This window comes from Streptococcus hillyeri, from assembly GCF_041081565.1.
Lineage (GTDB): Bacteria > Bacillota > Bacilli > Lactobacillales > Streptococcaceae > Streptococcus > Streptococcus hillyeri.
In genome coordinates, this window is the sequence record NZ_CP163513.1 from 1,223,286 (window position 1) to 1,242,869 (window position 19,584).

Annotated in this window: 19 protein-coding genes; 3 read left to right on the forward strand and 16 right to left on the reverse strand. The window is 39.3% G+C overall.

The annotated features are described in order from the left end of the window. Position 1: 1 nt before the first annotated feature. The 7 genes from AB6M99_RS05695 to AB6M99_RS05725 all read right to left on the reverse strand — a co-directional run bounded on the left by AB6M99_RS05695 (position 2) and on the right by AB6M99_RS05725 (position 6,969). On the reverse strand, positions 2-1,063 hold the full coding sequence (locus tag AB6M99_RS05695; RefSeq protein WP_121834674.1) for an ABC transporter permease: 1,062 nt from the start codon (positions 1,061-1,063) through the stop codon (positions 2-4). Positions 1,064-1,077: 14 nt separating this feature from the next. Next, positions 1,078-2,598, reverse strand: a complete 1,521-nt coding sequence (locus tag AB6M99_RS05700) for an ABC transporter ATP-binding protein (protein ID WP_369350364.1) — start codon at positions 2,596-2,598, stop codon at positions 1,078-1,080. Positions 2,599-2,737: 139 nt separating this feature from the next. Beyond that, positions 2,738-3,808: a BMP family protein gene (locus AB6M99_RS05705; protein ID WP_369350365.1), complete on the reverse strand. Its 1,071-nt coding sequence runs from the start codon at positions 3,806-3,808 to the stop codon at positions 2,738-2,740. Between the two features lie 73 nt (positions 3,809-3,881). Beyond that, a complete protein-coding gene (locus tag AB6M99_RS05710) occupies positions 3,882-4,352 on the reverse strand; it encodes a cytidine deaminase (RefSeq protein ID WP_121834672.1) in 471 nt (156 codons plus the stop codon). After that, complete coding sequence (gene deoC / locus AB6M99_RS05715; RefSeq protein ID WP_121834671.1) at positions 4,258-4,920, reverse strand: deoxyribose-phosphate aldolase; 663 nt, start codon at positions 4,918-4,920, stop codon at positions 4,258-4,260. Before deoC ends, AB6M99_RS05710 begins: the two co-directional genes overlap by 95 nt. 23 nt (positions 4,921-4,943) lie before the next feature. After that, positions 4,944-6,221, reverse strand: coding sequence for a pyrimidine-nucleoside phosphorylase (locus AB6M99_RS05720; RefSeq protein WP_121834670.1), 1,278 nt, complete (start codon positions 6,219-6,221; stop codon positions 4,944-4,946). A gap of 154 nt (positions 6,222-6,375) precedes the next feature. After that, the gene (locus tag AB6M99_RS05725; protein WP_121834669.1) at positions 6,376-6,969 is read right to left on the reverse strand and encodes a class I SAM-dependent methyltransferase; all 594 of its coding nucleotides are present in this window, start codon (positions 6,967-6,969) and stop codon (positions 6,376-6,378) included. Positions 6,970-7,216: 247 nt separating this feature from the next. Here AB6M99_RS05725 and coaA point away from each other — a divergent pair, with 247 nt between their 5' ends. From coaA to AB6M99_RS05740, 3 genes are read left to right on the forward strand one after another with little or no spacing between them, the layout of a single operon-like run. Further along, positions 7,217-8,137 (forward strand): type I pantothenate kinase, encoded by a 921-nt coding sequence (gene coaA / locus AB6M99_RS05730; RefSeq protein ID WP_121834668.1) that lies wholly within the window; start codon positions 7,217-7,219, stop codon positions 8,135-8,137. Positions 8,138-8,171: 34 nt separating this feature from the next. Further along, positions 8,172-8,438, forward strand: a complete 267-nt coding sequence (gene rpsT, locus AB6M99_RS05735) for a 30S ribosomal protein S20 (protein ID WP_121834727.1) — start codon at positions 8,172-8,174, stop codon at positions 8,436-8,438. Between the two features lie 50 nt (positions 8,439-8,488). Continuing rightward, positions 8,489-9,010, forward strand: coding sequence for an AAA family ATPase (locus tag AB6M99_RS05740; protein ID WP_121834667.1), 522 nt, complete (start codon positions 8,489-8,491; stop codon positions 9,008-9,010). A gap of 444 nt (positions 9,011-9,454) precedes the next feature. Here AB6M99_RS05740 and AB6M99_RS05745 read toward each other — a convergent pair whose 3' ends face one another. The 9 genes from AB6M99_RS05745 to AB6M99_RS05785 all read right to left on the reverse strand — a co-directional run bounded on the left by AB6M99_RS05745 (position 9,455) and on the right by AB6M99_RS05785 (position 19,496). Next, positions 9,455-10,762, reverse strand: coding sequence for a cell wall metabolism sensor histidine kinase WalK (locus AB6M99_RS05745; protein ID WP_121834666.1), 1,308 nt, complete (start codon positions 10,760-10,762; stop codon positions 9,455-9,457). Continuing rightward, positions 10,755-11,429, reverse strand: coding sequence for a response regulator transcription factor (locus AB6M99_RS05750; protein WP_121834665.1), 675 nt, complete (start codon positions 11,427-11,429; stop codon positions 10,755-10,757). Before AB6M99_RS05750 ends, AB6M99_RS05745 begins: the two co-directional genes overlap by 8 nt. 306 nt (positions 11,430-11,735) lie before the next feature. Then, positions 11,736-14,267 carry a M1 family metallopeptidase gene (locus AB6M99_RS05755; RefSeq protein ID WP_121834664.1) on the reverse strand — a complete coding sequence of 844 codons (2,532 nt, stop codon included), beginning with the start codon at positions 14,265-14,267 and terminating at the stop codon, positions 11,736-11,738. A 221-nt stretch (positions 14,268-14,488) separates the two neighbouring features. Continuing rightward, a complete protein-coding gene (phoU, locus tag AB6M99_RS05760; RefSeq protein ID WP_121834663.1) occupies positions 14,489-15,142 on the reverse strand; it encodes a phosphate signaling complex protein PhoU in 654 nt (217 codons plus the stop codon). Between the two features lie 30 nt (positions 15,143-15,172). Beyond that, the gene (pstB, locus tag AB6M99_RS05765; RefSeq protein ID WP_121834662.1) at positions 15,173-15,931 is read right to left on the reverse strand and encodes a phosphate ABC transporter ATP-binding protein PstB; all 759 of its coding nucleotides are present in this window, start codon (positions 15,929-15,931) and stop codon (positions 15,173-15,175) included. Between the two features lie 8 nt (positions 15,932-15,939). After that, a complete protein-coding gene (gene pstB, locus AB6M99_RS05770) occupies positions 15,940-16,743 on the reverse strand; it encodes a phosphate ABC transporter ATP-binding protein PstB (protein WP_121834661.1) in 804 nt (267 codons plus the stop codon). An 84-nt stretch (positions 16,744-16,827) separates the two neighbouring features. After that, entirely contained in the window at positions 16,828-17,715 is an 888-nt protein-coding gene (pstA, locus tag AB6M99_RS05775; protein WP_121834660.1) for a phosphate ABC transporter permease PstA, read from the reverse strand. Beyond that, a complete protein-coding gene (pstC, locus tag AB6M99_RS05780) occupies positions 17,705-18,622 on the reverse strand; it encodes a phosphate ABC transporter permease subunit PstC (protein ID WP_121834659.1) in 918 nt (305 codons plus the stop codon). The genes pstA and pstC overlap by 11 nt, the downstream gene beginning before the upstream one ends. A 1-nt stretch (position 18,623) precedes the next feature. Next, positions 18,624-19,496 carry a phosphate ABC transporter substrate-binding protein PstS family protein gene (locus AB6M99_RS05785; RefSeq protein ID WP_121834726.1) on the reverse strand — a complete coding sequence of 291 codons (873 nt, stop codon included), beginning with the start codon at positions 19,494-19,496 and terminating at the stop codon, positions 18,624-18,626. Between the last annotated feature and the right edge of the window lie 88 nt (positions 19,497-19,584).

The window sequence follows — 19,584 nt, forward strand, 5'->3', positions numbered from 1 at the left end:
TTTACTTACCTCCTTTCGCAAAACGTTTAGATCTTAAAACTTGTTCAAAGATAAATTTCACACCGATAAAGAAAATGATTGAAGCCGTTACGACGTTAACCAATTCTGGTGGAATTTGAGCACGAACCATACCTGAAGAACCTACTGATAGTGCCCCGAAAAGGAAGGCTGCAAATGGAATACCTAATGGTGAGTTAGAGGCTAAGAGAGCAACTGACATCCCATTAAAACCGATATCTAGGTTAGCAGATTGGATGTAAACATTTTGGAATGTTCCTAAACCTTGTACGGCACCACCTAGACCTGCAAGAGCACCAGAGATAATCATTGAAAGAACGATTGTACGTTTCGTACTCATACCAGCATAATCTGCTGCTGTCGGATTAAGACCTGCCGCACGGATTTCAAATCCAAGTGTTGTTTTGGCAAACAAGAACCAGATAACTACTACTGCTATAAGGGCAAAGAAGATACCGATATTCATGCGTGAATTATCTGTTAGAGCTCGTAGCCACTCTGTCTGGTAAGAAGCGTTCGCAGAAACATTGATACTTGAGTCCGTATTTTTCATTAATTCATCCGCAAAAACATCACGAATAATGTGGTTAGAAAAATAGAGTAAGATGTAGTTCATCATAATCGTTACGATAACTTCACTTGTCCCAAGGAATGCTCGTAAAAATCCTGGAATCGCACCAGCAAGACCACCAGCAATCATAGCAATCACAACTGTCGCTAGTACTAATAGAGGTCTAGGCATATCAGGATTTGCTAAGGCAAACCAACCTGCAAAAACCCAACCAACAAGTGCTTGACCTGATAGACCAACATTAAAGAACCCTGCTCGGCTTGCAACTGCAAAACCTAAAGCTGTAAAAACAAGCGGAGCTACTGCACGGAAGATTTCCCCAACGCTCTTAACAGAGCCAAAAGCAGTATAGAGAAGCTCTTCATAACCCCAAACTGGGTCATACCCAAAGACTAACATAATCACTGCCCCAAGTAGCAAACCCGAAAGGACTGCCATCAAGGGAATCAGGATACTTTCATATTTTTTTAGCATAATGATTTCCTTTCTTACTTGAGATGATCTCCAGCCATGAGTTTACCAAGCTCTTGCTTAGTTGTCTCAGCTGGCAACACAATACCATGAATACTTCCATCGTGAATAACAGCAATACGGTCCGATACATCAAGAATTTCATCCAATTCGAAACTCACAACGAGTACCGCTTTACCTTTATCACGTTCAGCAATCAAACGTTTCCGGATATATTCAATCGCACCGACATCAAGTCCACGTGTCGGTTGGCTAACAATCAATAAATCTGGGTTGCGATCAATCTCACGAGCGATAACCGCTTTTTGTTGGTTACCACCAGAAAGGGATTTGCCTGGAATAAGTTCTCCTGCTCCACGAACATCGAACTCTTCCATTAGTTGACGCGCTTTTTCTTTAATCTTAGAGTAATTTAAGATACCATTTTTAGAAATTGGTTCTTTATAATAAGTTTGTAAAGCAAAGTTTTCTGCAACTGTCATATCCAAAATCATACCATCACGATGACGATCTTCTGGGACATGACCAACGCTAAGCTCAGTAATCTTACGTGGAGGATAATGTGTGATATCCTCTCCTTTAATAGTAATTTTACCTGACTTAACTTTACGAAGTCCTGTAATAGCCTGGATTAATTCACTTTGTCCATTGCCGTCAATACCTGCAATACCTACAATTTCACCTGCTCTAACTTCCAAAGAAAGATTTTTAACAGCTGGAATTCCACGGTTTTCATTGACAACAAGATTTTCAACTGACAAGATAACTTCTTTTGGATTTGGAGCAATTTTTTCAGTTTTAAATGATACTGAACGACCAACCATCCACTCAGCCAAGTCATCGTTTGTAGCACCGGAAACTTCTACTGTTTCAATGGATTTACCTCGACGAATAACAGTGACACGGTCTGCAACTGCACGAATTTCATCTAGTTTATGAGTAATCAAAATGATTGATTTTCCTTCTGAAACCAAGACCTTCATAATTTTTAGAAGCTCTGCAATTTCATCCGGTGTCAAAACAGCTGTCGGTTCGTCAAAAATCAGAAGATCTGCTCCACGATAGAGAGTTTTCAAAATTTCAACACGTTGCTGTGCACCAACTGTAATGTCTGCTACTTTAGCAGTTGGATCAACTTCAAGTCCGTATCTCTTAGAAATTTCTGTAATTTCAGCAACAGCTTTTTTGAGATCAATCATGCCAGTAGCGTTAGTTGTCTCACTACCAAGAATGATATTTTCAGTAACGGTAAAGGCATCTACCAACATGAAGTGCTGGTGCACCATACCGATACCAAGCTGCGCAGCTTTCGATGGTGAGTCAATATTAACAGTTTTTCCGTTAATTAAAATTTCACCACTCGTTGGCTCAAGAAGACCAGCCAACATATTCATAAGGGTTGATTTACCTGCACCATTCTCTCCGAGAAGAGCATGAATTTCACCTTTTTTGACATTTAAATTGATATGGTCATTTGCAACAAATTCACCAAATCGCTTCGTTATGTCTCTCATCTCGATGACATAATCTTGTGTCATAATCATTTCCTTTCAAAACTGTCATTTTTTGTCAGTAAAACCTACCAAAATGTGATAGGCTTTACTGAGAGAAAATCTCCCAGTTCCCTAAAAAGAGCGACCGATGTCAGTCGCCTTTTCGGAAGTGTTTACTATTTCATTATTTTTTAGGCTTTTCTGGAACTTCAACTTTACCATCAAGAATAGCTTGTTTAGCATCAGCAACTGCTTTAGAAGCCTCTTCTGAAAGGTTAGTTTCAGCCAATTCTACACCTTTATCTTTAAGAGAGTAACGAACGATTTCACCACCAGGGAATTTATCTTCTGAGGCTTTAGTTGCAATATCTTTAACTGCAGCACCAACTTGTTTCAATGTAGAAGCTAATACAAAGTTAGATTCTTTACCATCTTTAGACTTATAAGCACCTTCAGCTGATTGGTCACGGTCAACACCGATTACCCAAACTTTATCAGCTTCGTTGCGAATTTCGTTTTCTGCTTTAGCTGCTGCAAACACACCATTACCTGTTCCACCTGATGCGTGGAAGATAATATCTGCACCTGCTGCGTATTGAGCTGCTGCAATTGTTTGACCTTTAGCAGAATCATTGAATGAACCCGCATATTGAACATCAATCTTAATTGATTCATCAACTGATTTAACACCAGCTACAAAACCAGCCTCAAAGCGGTCAATAACTTCACCCTTCATTCCACCTACAAAACCAACTTGTTTTGTTTTTGTTGATTTAGCAGCTGCAACACCTGCAAGGTATGATGCTTCATGGTCAGCAAATCCAACGCTAGCAACGTTATCTTGATCAGCTACAACACTATCAACGATAACATAGTGAGTGTCAGGGTTATTAGGAGCTACTTCAGCGATAGCTGATTCTAGGGCAAAACCGATACCGAATACAACATTGTAACCTCCTGCAACAGCTGAATCAAGATTAGTGATGTAATCTGATTCAGATGCAGATTGGAAGTAATCGTAACCGTTACCTTTTGAAAGACCAGCTGCATTTCCCCACTCTTGAAGACCTTCCCAAGCTGATTGGTTGAATGAACGGTCATCAACACCACCGATATCTGTGACGACAGCAGCTTTTAAGCTTGCTTCAGCTTTATCTGACGAAGCGGCCTCTTTTTTAGCCGTACGGCTTCCACATGCAGCAAGTGACAATGCTGCAACAGTAGCTAGACCAAGTCCAACAAATTTTTTGTTCATCTTCATGAACCCTCCTAAATATTTTTGTGCAACGATGTTGCAAGAATAAGATAACCCGAAGGCTAAATACAGATTAGGTCAAATCTGTAAAAGAGTATGGTAATAACTCCCCGACCGTCGTCTCGACCGTCTGACCGTTTTTAGCAATTAATGTAACTTTTGCTGTTGGTTCAAAGAACTCCACCATGACTTGGCGACAAGCACCACATGGAGAAATTGGTTCAGCTGAAGTGCCGTAAATCGCAATTTCTTCCAATTTTTGGTGCCCATCTGAAACGGCTTTAAAAATTGCCGTACGCTCACCACAGTTTGTCAAACCAAAGCTTGCATTTTCAACATTACATCCCGTATAGATTGAACCATCAGCCGTTCTCAGTGCTGCCCCAATCGGAAATTTTGAGTAAGGGACATAAGCACGACTACTGGCTTCAATAGCTAACTCGACCAGATTAGTAGCCACCATTGACTGTTTCTCCTTGAATAATAGCCACACCTGAAGATGTTCCAAGACGTGTTGCTCCTGCTTCAATAAATGCTTGCGCATCTGCAAGAGAACGTGCCCCACCAGCAGCTTTAACACCGATATCTGGACCAACAGTTTGACGCATAAGCGCAACGTCAGCTACTGTAGCTCCCCCAGTTGAAAATCCAGTTGATGTTTTCACAAAATCAGCACCTGCTTTTACTGAAAGTTCACATGCTACTACTTTTTCTTCTTCTGTTAATAGACATGCTTCAATAATAACTTTAACAAGCTTACCATTTGCAGCTTCGACAACTGCACGGATATCTTCTTCTACTAAAACAAGGTTTCCTGATTTTAGGGCACCGATATTAATCACCATATCGATTTCATCCGCACCATTTGCAATAGCATCCTTTGTCTCAAATGCTTTGACTGCTGGAGTTGTTGCTCCCAGTGGGAAGCCAACTACTGTACAAACCTTAACATCAGAGTCAACAAGAGCTTTTGCTGAGTAACCTACCCAAGTTGGGTTAACACAAACACTCGCAAAATCATATTCTTTTGCTTCTGCAAGCAATTTATCAATTTGACTTTGAGTGCTTTCTGGTTTCAATAGAGTGTGATCAATATATTTATTAATAGACATCAATTTTCCCTCTTTTCTTGCTACTAGCTAATAATTTTTAAAATTTCTTGTGACTCTACACGTTCATTACCTATTTTAACATTTTTTTGGAATTCTGTAAGCATTTTATCACTTAAAATTTCGTTTGTGTAAATGGTAGCGATTTTTTCACCCGTTTTCACAGAATCTCCAACTTTTTTGTCGAACACTATTCCAGTTTCATAATCTAAAGAATCGGTTTTTACGGCACGTCCTGCTCCTAATCGCATGGCAAAGAGTCCAAATTCTAAAGCTGGTAGGGCAGTGATATAGCCATCTGCCTCTGCTTTTACTTCTGTGACAAATGCTGCGCTTGATGGGCGATGTAAATCTACTAAATCACCGCCTTGGGCAATAATCATCTCTTCAAATTTTTGAAGGGCTTTTCCATTAACCAGGGCATCTCGAATATCATCTAATGATTTTTCTTGACCTGCCAATTGAAGCATGATTTGAGCAAGCTCACAAATAAAGTGAGTGACATCTTCACGTCCTTGTCCTTTCATGATTTCAATAGCTTCAAGAACTTCAAGACGGTTACCGATAGCACGACCAACAGGTTGACTCATATTTGTGATGACTGCAACTGTCTTACGACCAACTTCATTTCCTAAAGCGACCATGGTTTCAGATAGTTTTTCTGCATCTTCCAAGGTTTTCATGAAAGCACCATCACCAACAGTAACATCTAATAGTATACTATCTGCACCAGCTGCAATTTTCTTAGACATTACTGAACTTGCAATCAAAGGAATGATATCAACAGTTGCTGTCACGTCTCGAAGGGCGTAAAGAAGTTTATCTGCTTTTACCATATTATCAGATTGCCCAATGACTGATAAGCCGATATCTTGGACTTGTTTGATAAACTCTTCCTGAGTACGTTCGATTTGATACCCTTTTACAGATTCTAATTTATCCAGCGTACCACCTGTATGACCAAGACCACGGCCACTCATTTTAGCTACTGGAACACCAAAGGAAGCTACCAGAGGTGCTAAAATTAAAGTAACTTTATCACCAACTCCCCCTGTAGAGTGTTTATCCGTCTTAATACCTGAGATGGCAGACAAATCAATTTGCTCTCCTGAGGCTACCATACTCATCGTTAAATCACGTGTTTCTCTCATGGTCATCCCACGGAAGTAAACTGCCATTGCAAATGCAGCCATTTGATAATCAGGTACAGAGCCATCTGTATATCCTTCAACCAACCATTTAATTTCTTCGGTTGATAGTTCAAAACCATCTCTTTTTTTCTGGATTAAATCAACTGTTCTCATAGTTTCTTTATAATAGTGAGCAAATAAGACCTAACCAGACCTTTACTCCTTGCATTAAAATGGTATTTTACTGCGTAGAGAGTTTTTCTATCTAGAAGTTCTCCTCACATTACTTTCCTTTCCGTAAATTTATCTACTATAATTCTACTGAGCGTTACTTTTCCTTAACACTCTTTAAAATGTAATAGCCTTTATCTTTTTTGACGATTTCACAATTGCCAAACACCTCTTCCATCTTAGCTTTGGCAGAAGGGGCACCCTGTTTTTTCTGGATAACAATCGTTAAGTCACCACCGTCTTCCAAATGATGGTAGGCGCCTTCCAAAACTTCATGAACAACTGCCTTACCAGCTCGGATTGGGGGATTAGAAATGATATGCTCAAAACGTCCTTCAACCTTCTCATAAAGATTTGATTGAAAAATTGTCGGTGTGACACCATTTTTTTCTGCATTTTGCTTCGCCAAGTCTAAAGCGCGATTGTTAATGTCAACCATCGTTGAAGAAACACCCTGAACCTTGCTTAGTGCAATTCCCAGTGGGCCATAGCCGCACCCAACATCTAAGAGGCGGTCACCTTTCTCAAACGCTAAACAATTAAGAAGGACTTGACTCCCAAAATCAATCATTTTTTTTGAAAAAACACCCGAATCAGTCATGAAAGAAAAGGCTTCACCCAAGAGCGTCACTCGTAACTCATGTAAGTCGTGTGCGCTATCAGGATTTTCTGTGTAATACATATTTGCCATATCTTCTCCATTTTCAATAAATTAATCGGAAATTCTGAGCTATTCCCTCTTAAAGCTCGGAATTTAATTATAACATACCTCGGAAACGGTTGCAATCTCTCGAAGTTGATTTTAATTTTAATAATTTCCGAACGTTTTAGAAGTTATGATAAGAAGATTTCGTTTGAAGTATAAAAGTTATTTGCTTTTTCCATTTAAAAACACCCTATGAGCTCAGATTATTAAGAAAAAGTGCTATAATGGCACTATGACAAATGAATTTATAAATTTTGAAAAAATTTCGCGACTTCGATGGCAAGACCTCCATCAAACCACTACACCACTATTGACAGAGGAAGAATTAGAAAATATCAAATCCCTTAACGATAAAATAAATATACAAGATGTTATCGATATCTACCTTCCTCTGATTAGTCTTATTCAGATTTATAAGCATCACCAAGAAAATTTAGCCTTCTCAAAAGGGATCTTTCTACAAAAAGATGTTGGAAAACGTCCTTTTATCATTGGTGTTTCAGGGTCTGTGGCAGTAGGAAAATCAACGACCAGTCGTCTCCTACAACTCTTGTTAACACGAACTTACAAGCACAGTAAGGTTGAAATGGTCACAACCGATGGCTTTCTTTACCCCAACAAGGTACTGACTGAGCGAAATATTTTAAACAAAAAAGGCTTTCCTGAAAGTTATAATATGGAATTACTCATCAATTTTTTAGATGCCATGAAAAGCGGAGCTGAAGCTTCTATTCCTGTCTATTCTCATGAGATTTATGATATTGTTCCTAATAAACAACAGACCCTTTCAGCACCAGACTTTTTAATTGTTGAAGGTATTAATGTTTTTCAAAACCCACAAAATGAACGCCTTTATATGAGTGATTATTTTGATTTTTCTATCTATATTGATGCTGATAGTAAACACATTGAAAATTGGTATCTGGAGCGTTTCAAGGCTCTGCTTGATTTAGCAAAAATGGATACGACGAACTACTACCACCGCTTTACAGAATGGTCTGCTGACGAAGCGCTAGCTTTCGCCAAAAACATATGGAAAAGTATCAATCTCGTTAATCTTGAGAAATATATCGAGCCGACTCGAAATCGTGCTGAATTGATTTTACACAAGTCTGAAGATCATAAAATTGATGAAATTTACCTGAAAAAGTAATTTAGGCTTGCCAAACGACTGCTTTTTCTATATAATAAGGAGGTTAGTAAAAAGGGAGGTAAGAACATTGGCAAACATTAAATCAGCTATCAAACGCGCTGAGAAAACCGTTAAACAAAACGCTCAAAACTCAGCTCAAAAATCAGCTATGCGTACTGCTATCAAAGCTTTTGAAGCAAACCCATCTGAAGAGCTTCTCCGTGCTGCTTCTTCAAGCATTGATAAAGCCGCTACTAAAGGTTTGATTCACGCAAACAAAGCAAGCCGCGATAAAGCACGTCTTGCTGCTAAACTTGGTTAATTTTAGAACGACCTTAGGGTCGTTTTTTTGTCTCCTTACGAGGTAAGTTTATGAAAATTATCATTATTGGACATAGTGGATCTGGTAAATCAACATTAGCCAAAAAACTGGCTCATCATTATAATATTCCCTGTCTTCATTTAGATACACTCCAATTTTTACCTAACTGGGAAAATCGTGCTCCCGAGGACTTCACAGAAAAATTATTCGATTTTTTATCTCACAATAGCTCTTGGGTCATTGATGGGATTTATTCAAAGTTTCTTTTCGAAGAAAGATTAGCTCAGGCAGATTTGATTATTTATCTTAATCTAAATCGTCGGGCTACTTTCTACCGTATTTTGAAACGCTACTTCAATTATCGTGGGAAAAATCGGTCTGACAGGGCCATCGGCTGTCCAGAAAAACTAAATTGGAATTTTCTGTACTTTGCACTCTTTCATTCTCGTAGACCCAAACGGCTGCGGCTGTTTCATACTATTTGTCAAACCTATCGCGAAAAAGCCATCATGCTCACCAATCAAAGAGCTATTGATCAATTTATTATAGACCTTAAAAGAGCAGAATCCTAGGACCTGCTCTTTTAAAGTCAATTAGTTTTTATTTAGTATTTTTGTTAGCACTTCTCCTAATGTGGTGTGGGGCGTTCAAAAGGTCTGGGAGACCTTTTGAGGTGGGAAATGAAGCTGACGAAGTCAGTGTCAGAACCTCCACTCCTACAGAGTTCCATTCCTTCTTGGCAAGCCTAGGTCTCCTTCGCTCTCTGGTTTCTAAGCTCAGGCTGAAACTGTCCACTGGACAATTTCAGCCCCACACACTAAAACTTATTAGTTTTAGTGTTATCACCACTGCGGAAAGTGCTAGTTGTGGCGACTTCGTCGCTCGTAATGATTGCAGAAACTACCAGCAATAAGATATTATAAAACAACCATATGTTGAAGGGAAATTCTTTGTGACTGAGACAATTTATCTTAATCGAGTTTACTATTTTAAAGCTAAAACACTTTAACCTTTCTTTATAACTTCACTTCAAAAATGCTTCCTTTTGGCGTATTATCTTTTATTGTGATTTGTCCTCCAAGAGAATCTGTAATTTGTTTTGCCAAGGACAAGCCTAAACCAAAACCACCTTTTTGACGTGTTCTTGCCTTGTCAACACGGTAAAATCTATCAAAGACTTTCTTTTTATCCTCATCTTTGATACCAAAACCATCATCCATTGCTGTGATATAAAAATGTTTATCTGTCGTTCGCACTTCAAAATGAATCTTTCCGTCATCACTGGTATATTTCACAGCATTATCAAAAAGAATTGTCATCAATTGTTTCAGTAAAGTTTTATCAGATTTAATACTACGATTAACAAGATTTTGACTTGTAAATTCCTTCTGGGCATCTTCAGCAATCATCTGATAATTGTTAAAAATATCAGAAAAGAAAGTTGGTGAAATCTCTGTTATTTCTAATTGTAGACCATCATCTCTACGTGCAAGGTTAAGGAGATTCGTTGTTAACAGTCGCATATTTCTGACTTCTTCCAAACTGGATGCAATATTCTCACTATTTTCCAAAACCGTCGAGTCAGGTCTTCTAAACAGCGACTCTAAGCGATTTTGTAACACTGCCAAAGGCGTCCGCAATTCATGACTGGCATTTTCAACAAAACTTTTTTGCTTCTCATAACTTTCTACAATCGGCTTACGAGACCAATAGGCTAAATAGACACTCACACCTATAGAGACAAACCAAAAGAGTATCATAACCGTCATAATGATGGTGAAGGAGCGTTTGGTTGACTCTTCAATTTGTTTAATACTGACCAAAAATGTTGCATACTTAACCTGCGGATAACTCGCATTATCAACTGCTACCGTAATAGCATGATAGCTTTCAAGCTGACCATAGGGACTCACTGTATCTCCTTCGATAATTTTTCCGAGATGTTTGACATTTAAGGCAACATTAGAAAAATTGGAAAAAGCATCCGCTGTATTAAAAAGATTACCATTCTCATCATAAAAGAGGGCATCCACGTTCATCATTTTCTCTTTGGGTTTTTCCTTATTGGGAAAAGCTTCGATAATGACTGCTGTATCAGTATTATTAACATAAAAATTACGTGTCATTGCCATATTAACGTATGCATCTACCGAAGCCACTGCATTTGTCAGACTGGTATCAACAGACGAATAAATGCCCATCCGAATGACTTGAAGAATAATAACCGTCATCACAAAGAAAATGCCGGTAAAAACAGATAGAAATCTTAAAAAGGTTTTGGGATTTTCCTTATCTGTTCGCCACAACGTTACGATTTTAACCATTTTTTAAAATATACCCCACACTTCGCAAGGTTTGAAGGTTCTCTCCAAAATCAGACCCTTTTAATTTTTTACGAATTTTAGACACATAAACCTCGACAACAGAAATTGTGGTATCACTGTCAAATCCCCACAGACGATCAAAAATTTGTGTCTTAGGCAGGATAACATTCTGGTTTTGCAAGAAATAAACCAGCAATTCAAATTCTTTACCCAATAATTCCACTTCAGCATCATCAACAGTTGTTCTATTGGTCGTCAAATCGACAGAGACATTTCCATAAACCAGGTTATTATCTGTTAATTTCCCAGAACGCTTCAATAGTGCTTGTATACGCATTTTTAACTCTTCTAGGTAGAATGGCTTTGTGAGGTAATCATCCGCCCCTAATTCAAAGCCATGCCCCTTATCATCAAGACTTTCTTTAGCTGTCATGATAAGAACTGGGGTTGTAATCCCCTTTTCACGTATTTCTTTCAACACCTGAAACCCATTTTTTTCAGGCAACATGAGGTCTAAAAGGATTAAATCATAAATACCTGATTCAGCTTCATAAATACCCTCAGCACCATCAAAAACCTGTATGACATCAGCAAAACCATCATCTAAAAAATCAAACACAGAATTTGATAAACTCAAATCATCTTCAACAAGTAAAATTTTAATCATTACAACCACCTCTTTTATCTCTTGAATTAATTATAACACGCTTAACTGTTCTCATACTCAACTAAATTTAGGATACATTAAGTTTATGATACTTTTCTTAAACAGAGCTAAAAAGAGAGTGGGACAGAAGTCATGATTTCGAAGAAATTGACTTCGTCGTCCCACCTCCGCACAGTTAATTAGGATGGCCGCTAACGATTGCGTAGCAAGGGTTTAGGACCTCCAATCAACCACTGCGTCAATCTGTTATTACCATTAAAAATAGAAGGTTGAGATATTTATGTCCCAACCTCTTTTCATCTTTTTTTATTTTTTCAACAAGGCAGCTGATACAGCGGCTTTATTATTTTTCACAAGTTCAGCTCGTGCTGCAATTTCTTTAATTCCCATTGCAATGTTACGGCTTAATGCCATGTCAGACAAGAGTGGTTCAAAGAAGGCTTTATATTCAGCTAAGCGCTCTTCTGTTTTAAAGATTGCTGATGGAATAATGACAAACTTATCAAAGCTCATATCACCACCGAGTGCTCCTTTAATCCATTCCCAATCTTGGCGCGCCCATGTCCAAACGGTTTCTTGAGCAAATGATTTACGCAAGAAGGTCGCATACCAGATAGACAAGTCTTGTGGCTTGACAATATCTTTATTTTCAAAGGCAGCAACTACTGTTTCCAACACAGAGGTCTGCTTAGTTTCTGCTAAAGCTGCAATTAATTGACGTTGGAAGACACCATCAGTTGTCGTTGCGTAAGTATCCAATAACAAGTCTGTCAATTCTTTGGTCTCATCATGTTTCACTTGATTAATCAAGACATCTGAACGTACTGCTGCTGGAAGAGAAGCAATGTTGTCTTTATGCGCTTCAAAGAGTTCCTTAGCCTTTTCAACAGCATCTTCATAACCTGCGTAAAGCATGTAAGCTACTGCAAATTCACGAGTAAGTTCGTCTTCATCTGACTCACCCTCTTTTTTCTCAAACCCAAGACGAGCGTAGTTTTTCGCAAAGATATCAGAAATAATAGCTTGGAAGACTTTCTCCTCTTCACTACCTTCATCAATGAATTGCTTCAATCCACCAAGAACTTGTGAAAGTGCTCCTAGGACTGCTGAATCAGTTTCTTCTGTCATTCCAGAGACAAGTGACACTAATTCACTGTAAGAGATCACTCCACTTTCTGCTAAAAGGCGGCGCTCTTGCAAGACTTGAAGTTTAGAAATTTTATCTAAATTAGCCCATCCGCTCAAAAGGTTGTCTAACAATTCACCTTGATAAGCCGTCAAATAGTGTGACGTGTTTCCTGTGTTTAACTGTAGAGGCTCTTTATTAGCAGCTAATTGGCTGAAATTTGGAATGACAAGTTTTTCTTCTGTCAACGTATCTGGTAATTCGCTCCAGTTACTGTTGAGTGGAACAGGCCAAAGACGATTCTTAGGCTCATTTTCTCCAATAAAGAATTGTTCTTGAGACAGTACCAATTGGTCATCTTCCACTTTTGCAGTTACCAATGGGTATCCTGGTTGCTCTAACCAAGCATCCATAAATCCTGCCACATCACGACCTGATGCTTCAGACAAGGCATTCCATAGGTCACGTCCAATAGTATTACCATATTGGTGACGCTCAAAGTAAATTTTAAGCCCTGCACGGAAATCGTCGTCACCTAACCAACGGCGTAGCATGTGCATGAGGCGGCTACCTTTGGCATAAACGATAGCTGGGTCAAATAAGGTATTAATCTCATCTGGATGATTCACGGCAACGTGTACTGATTGCACACCATCTGTTGCATCACGTTTAAGAGCAGCTTGAACACCTGATGTCTGGAAGTCTTCAAAGATATTCCATGTTGGCTCAATGGCATCAATAGCCACATACTCCATCATATTGGCAAATGACTCATTTAACCAAAGGTCGTCCCACCACTTCATTGTCACAAGGTTACCAAACCATTGGTGAGCCACTTCGTGGGCGATAACAAGTGCAACCTGTTGACGACTTGAAACAGTTGAATTTTCATCAACAAGAAGGTACACTTCGCGGTAAGTAACAAGTCCCCAGTTTTCCATCGCACCAGCTGAGAAATCTGGCAAACCAACGTGAAGACATTGTGGAATTGGGTATTTGACACCAAAGTAATCTTCGTAAAACTCAATCACACGTACGGCAATGTCAAGTGAAAAGTCAAGTTCAGTTGGTTTATGAGCAATTGTTGCATACGAACCAACGAGTGTCCCATTTTTAGTATAGGTCGTTTTTCCATGCAACTCACCGAATGCAAAGGCTAAAAGGTACGATGACATACGTGGTGTTGTCGCAAAGGTCCAAATACCAGTTTCTTGGCGACGTTCAACATTGATTTCAGGCATGTTTGACAAGGCAATGTCACCCTCTACCTGATCAAATTTCAATGAAAAATCAAATGTTGCTTTCGCTTCTGGTTCATCAATACATGGAAAGGCTTGACGAGCAAAGTGACTTTCAAATTGCGTTGAAATAATCTCTTTTTTAACCCCATCAACTGTGTAATAAGATGGGTAAATCCCAGACATATTATCTGTGATTTTTCCTGAGAATTCCACGACAAGTGTCAAACTACCTGTTTCTGGCAATTCAATGTGCACAGCTTCATTCTCGTCATCCATGTGGAAGGCTAATTTTTCATTATCAAGTAAAACAGAGGTAATAGTCAAATCTTTTTGATGCAATGACATTTGATTATCCAATGCTTCACCACTGATAGCAACGTTACCATTAAAGGTTTTAGTTGAGCGATCAATATCCAAGAAAAGATTATAATTTTCTGGGATAAATTTAGTTATCAGATGTTCTACTGACATAAGGGTTCTCCTAAATCTAAATAAAAATGAGAGTGGGACAGGAATCAACTTTTACGGAATTTGATTTCGTCGTCCCACCTCAACACAGTTGATTAGGATGGCCGCTAACGCTTGCTATGCAAGGGTTTAGGACTTCCAATCAACCACTGCGTCAATCTGTTATTACTATTAACAAGAGAAGGTTGAGACATTTTTGTCCCAACCCCATTTTATCATATTTTTTACAATTCAACAATTTTTCCTGTTTTGAGGTAAACAACCCATTCACAGATATTTTTAGCATAGTCTCCGATACGTTCTAAGTACATTAAAACTTGGAAATATTCTTTACCTGCAAATACCGTGTCTGGATTTTCACGAATACGTTCAACGGCAAGGTTTTGAATTTCTTTGAACATGTTGTCAATCAATTCATCTGATGCAGCGATTTCATAAGCTTTTTCATCATCACCTGACATATAAACTTCAAGAGCTTCTTCAACCATTCGCTTAACAGCTTTCCCCATTTTGCGGATTTCTTCTTCCACTTCGGCAATGCGTTCTTCACCTTTGGTACGAATCGTCGCTTTGGCAATAGCTGACGCATGGTCACCCATACGCTCCACATCACTTGAAGCCTTCAAAACGGTGATAACAGTACGTAAATCATGTGCTACCGGTTGCTGAAGTGCGATGATTTCAAGCGATTTTTTTTCTAAGCGGGTTTCATAAGCATTGACAACGTCGTCACTTTCGATAACTTCTTTTGCCATTTCACGATCATGCGTCACAAAAGAACGAACAGCGTTGTTAATTTGCGCTAGAACCTCAGTTCCCATTGCGTAAAACTGATTGTGAAGTTTTGATAATTCTTCTTCAAATTGTGCACGTAACATGTATTTTTTCCTTTCGTAAGTCGTAAGAGATTACCCAAATTTACCAGAAATGTAGTCTTCGGTTTCTTTATGTTTAGGACTAAGGAACATTTCCTTGGTCTTGTCATATTCAACTAGGTTACCATCCAAGAAGAAGCCTGTGCGGTCTGAAATCCGAGAAGCTTGTTGCATTGAACGTGTCACAAGGAGCAACGTGTAGTCTTTTTTCAACTCGTAAAGAGTATCTTCAATCTTTCCAGCTGAAATCGGGTCAAGAGCCGATGTTGGTTCATCCATAAGCAAGATTTTAGGACTATTTGCCAAAACACGGGCAATACAAACACGCTGTTGTTGACCTCCTGAGAGTCCCAGAGCAGAATCATGAAGCCTGTCTTTGACCTCATCCCAAATTGAAGCCCCGATTAAGGATTTTTCAACTGCTTCATCTAAAACAGCCTTGTCTTTGATCCCCTTTAAACGAAGTCCATAAACGACATTTTCATAGATAGACATCGGAAATGGGTTAGGTTGTTGGAAAACCATCCCAATCTCTTTACGAAGTTCTACTGCATCCGTGCGTGGGCTATAAATATTATGTCCGTTATAGATAATAGAGCCTGTCAATGTCCATTCTGGATTGAGGTCTCCCATTCGGTTAATGGCACGAAGCAAGGTTGATTTTCCTGAACCTGATGGGCCAATCAATGCTGTAATCTCGTTAGGATAAAATTCCATACTCACACTATTGAGCGCTTTTTTCTGGCTGTAATAAACAGAAAGATCTTTTACTTCTAAAATAGGTTCTGTCATGATTCCTCCTAACCAAAGTGTCCAGTAACGTAGTCATTCGTTGACTTGAGCGTTGCATTTTGGAAGATATTTTTAGTTTTATCGTACTCAATCAAATCCCCTAAATAAAAGAACGCTGTGTAGTCACTCGCACGAGCAGCCTGTTGCATATTATGGGTAACAATAATAATTGAATAATTCTCTTTAAGGTCAAACATGGTTTCTTCCAGTTGCATCGTCGCAATTGGGTCAAGGTTTGACGCTGGTTCATCCATTAATAAAATATCTGGTTTTACAGCAATCGCACGAGCGATACAAAGTTTTTGTTGCTGACCACCTGAAAGGGTAAAGGCAGACTTGTGCAGGCTATCTTTAACCTGATCCCAAAGCGCTGCTTGTTTCAAAGAGGTTTCAACGATTTCATCAAGAACCTTCTTATCTCGAACACCTGCACGTTCATGTGCAAAGGTAATATTTTTATAGATAGATTTTGCAAATGGATTTGGTCGTTGGAACACCATCCCAATGTGCTTACGCATTTCGTAGACATTGATTTCAGGGGCATTCACATCGATTCCTTGGTACATGATTTCACCAGTTACTTTAGCAATATCAATAGTGTCATTCATGCGGTTAAGGCTACGAAGAAAGGTTGATTTACCACAGCCTGATGGACCAATAAGTGCTGTGATTTTATTTTTTTCGAACTGCATATCAATTCCCTTGATAGCTTCCTTTTGACCATAATAAACGTGGAGGTCTTTGGTTGAAAGGATTGTCTTTTCTTCTGGGAAGGTAATGATATGACGCTCATTCCAGTTATATTCTGACATGTGGTCTCCTTATTCATAAGATACCAAGCCTGTGATGTCTGCCGGGATAGATTCTAAATTCAGCACACATCTGGCAGGTTAAGTTTATTCAGCAGAAGTCAATTTCGCATGAAGGAATTTGCCAAGGCGACGAGCAACAAAGTTGAAAATCAAGATAAAAATCAAGAGCACTGCTGCTGATCCCGCTGACACAAGGGTTCCATCTGGAATTGTCCCTTCACTATTGACCTTCCAAATATGAACGGCCAACGTTTCTGCTTGACGGAATGGTGAGATTGGACTTGAAACGCTGAGTGGGTTCCAGTTACTCCAATCCATCGCTGGTGCAGACTGTCCTGCTGTATAAATAAGCGCTGCTGCTTCACCAAAAATACGACCCGAAGCAAGTACAATACCAGTGACAATTCCTGGAAGTGCTTCTGGAATAACCACATGGAAAACTGTTTCCCAACGTGAAATTCCCAGCGCTAAACCAGCTTCACGCTGGGTATGGTGTACCGTGCGCAAGCTATCTTCAACGGTACGTGTCATCTGAGGAAGGTTAAATACAGTCAGAGCTAGGGCACCTGAAATGATTGAAAAGCCGTACTCGAACTGAACAACGAAAATCAGATAACCAAAAAGACCTACGACCACTGATGGGAGAGATGACAAAATCTCGATACAGGTACGAATAAAGTTTGTCAACGGTCCTTTTTTAGCATATTCAGCCAAGTAAATACCAGCTCCCATTGATAGAGGTACTGAGATAATTAGGGTAATAATCAGCAAGAAGAAGGAATTGTAAAGCTGAATACCAATACCACCACCAGCCTTGTAAGACGATGATTTCCCAGTCAAGAAATCCCAGCTAATATGTGGAATTCCGCGGAGCAAGATGTAAAGAATAAGCGACGCTAGAATGGTGACAATGATACCTGCAATGGTATAAAGAACACCTGTCGCTAATTTATCCATTTTTTTAGCGTGCATAATTTCTCTTTCTCTCTCTCGTAATAAATTTAACTAACATGTTGAAGGCAAGGCTCATAAGGAGCAAGACAAGGGCAAGTGACCATAGTACATTATTTTGAACCGTTCCCATAACGGTATTACCAATTCCCATTGTCAAAACAGAGGTCAGGGTTGCCGCAGGTGTTGTCAAAGATGTCGGCATCACTGCTGAGTTACCTACGACCATCTGGATGGCCAGAGCTTCACCAAAAGCACGTGCCATACCAAAGATGACTGCTGTGAAAATCCCTGGACGAGCTGCATTTAAAGTCACACGCCAAGTCGTTTGCCAACGTGTCGCTCCCATCGCAAGACTGGCCTCACGGTAATGACGAGGCACCGCACGCAGGGTATCTGTTGTCATGAAGGTAACCGTCGGCAAAATCATAACGAAAAGGACAAATACCCCTGATAAGATACCAAAACCAGTACCACCAAAAATCGAACGAACGAATGGCACGACCACTTGCAAACCGATAAATCCGTAAACAACTGACGGAATACCTACTAAAAGCTCAACCGCTGGTTGAAGAATTTTAGCACCATACTTAGGTGAGATTTCTGTCATAAACACTGCTGCACCAATTGCAAATGGCGTCGCAATCAAGGCAGATAAAATCGTAACAATAAATGAGCCTGCAATCATTGGAAGAGCTCCAAATTCTTTTTGACTTGGATTCCATTTTCCATCAAACAAGAAGGTAAAGATATTCACACCATCTGAGAAGAAGGTCGACAAGCCTTTTTGAGCCACAAAAATCAAAATCATTGCAACGATGAAAACAATTAAGGCGAGACACATAAAAGTGATGGTTTTACCAAATTTTTCCAATCTTGAATTTTTTGAAGGTGACATCAGTTTTTTAGCTAATTCTTCATTTTTCATCTTAGTCCTCCTTCTCCGTTACCACACCATCAGCTGACTTAGTAACTTTCATGTCATTGATTGAAATATATCCCATACTTTCTACAATGCCTTCTTGTACTTCGTCTGAAACCATGTAATCTAAAAATTCTTTTGTCAGCTTTTCTGACTTACCTTTAGTGTACATGTGCTCATAAGCCCAAATTGGCCAATCATTAGTTGCGACATTTTCTGGTGTCGGAGCAAAGCCATTCAATTTCATGGTACTGATCGAATCATCCACGTAGGCAAAAGCTAGGTAAGAAATAGCACCTGGCGTCTGTGCGACGATAGATTTAACCATACCATTTGAATCTTGTTCCTGACTCTGTTTAGCATTTTTGCCATCCATAATGACGCTGTCAAATGTTGCACGAGAACCTGAAGAAGCCGCACGATTGATAATGGTAATATCAAGGTCTGAACCCCCGACCTCTTTCCAATTAGATATTTCACCAGTAAAAATTTGACGTAGCTGCTCTGTCGTCAAGTTATCTACTGTCACTTTTTCATTGACAATCACTGCAAGACCCGCTACTGCTACTTGATGGTCAACAAGCGCTGAAGCATCAATACCATCTTTTTCCTCAGCAAATACGTCTGAGTTACCAATATCAACTGCTCCTAATTGCACTTGAGAAAGTCCAGTACCTGAACCACCACCTTGGACATTGACTGATTTTCCAATATGGGTAGAACCAAATTCATCGGCCGCTGCTTCAACCAATGGCTGTAAAGCCGTAGAACCTACCGCAGTAATAGACTCACCTCGATCAATCCAACTAGAGCAAGCTGAGAGAGTTGCACTTGACAAACCGACTAGGGCTAGTAGTTGCCACTTAGATTTTTTCTTAATTGTCATTGTTTTTCCTTTTCATTTTTTTCTGAAAACAATTGTGGTGCTTTACACCAATTACATCATAACATATAGAAACTCTTGCTAT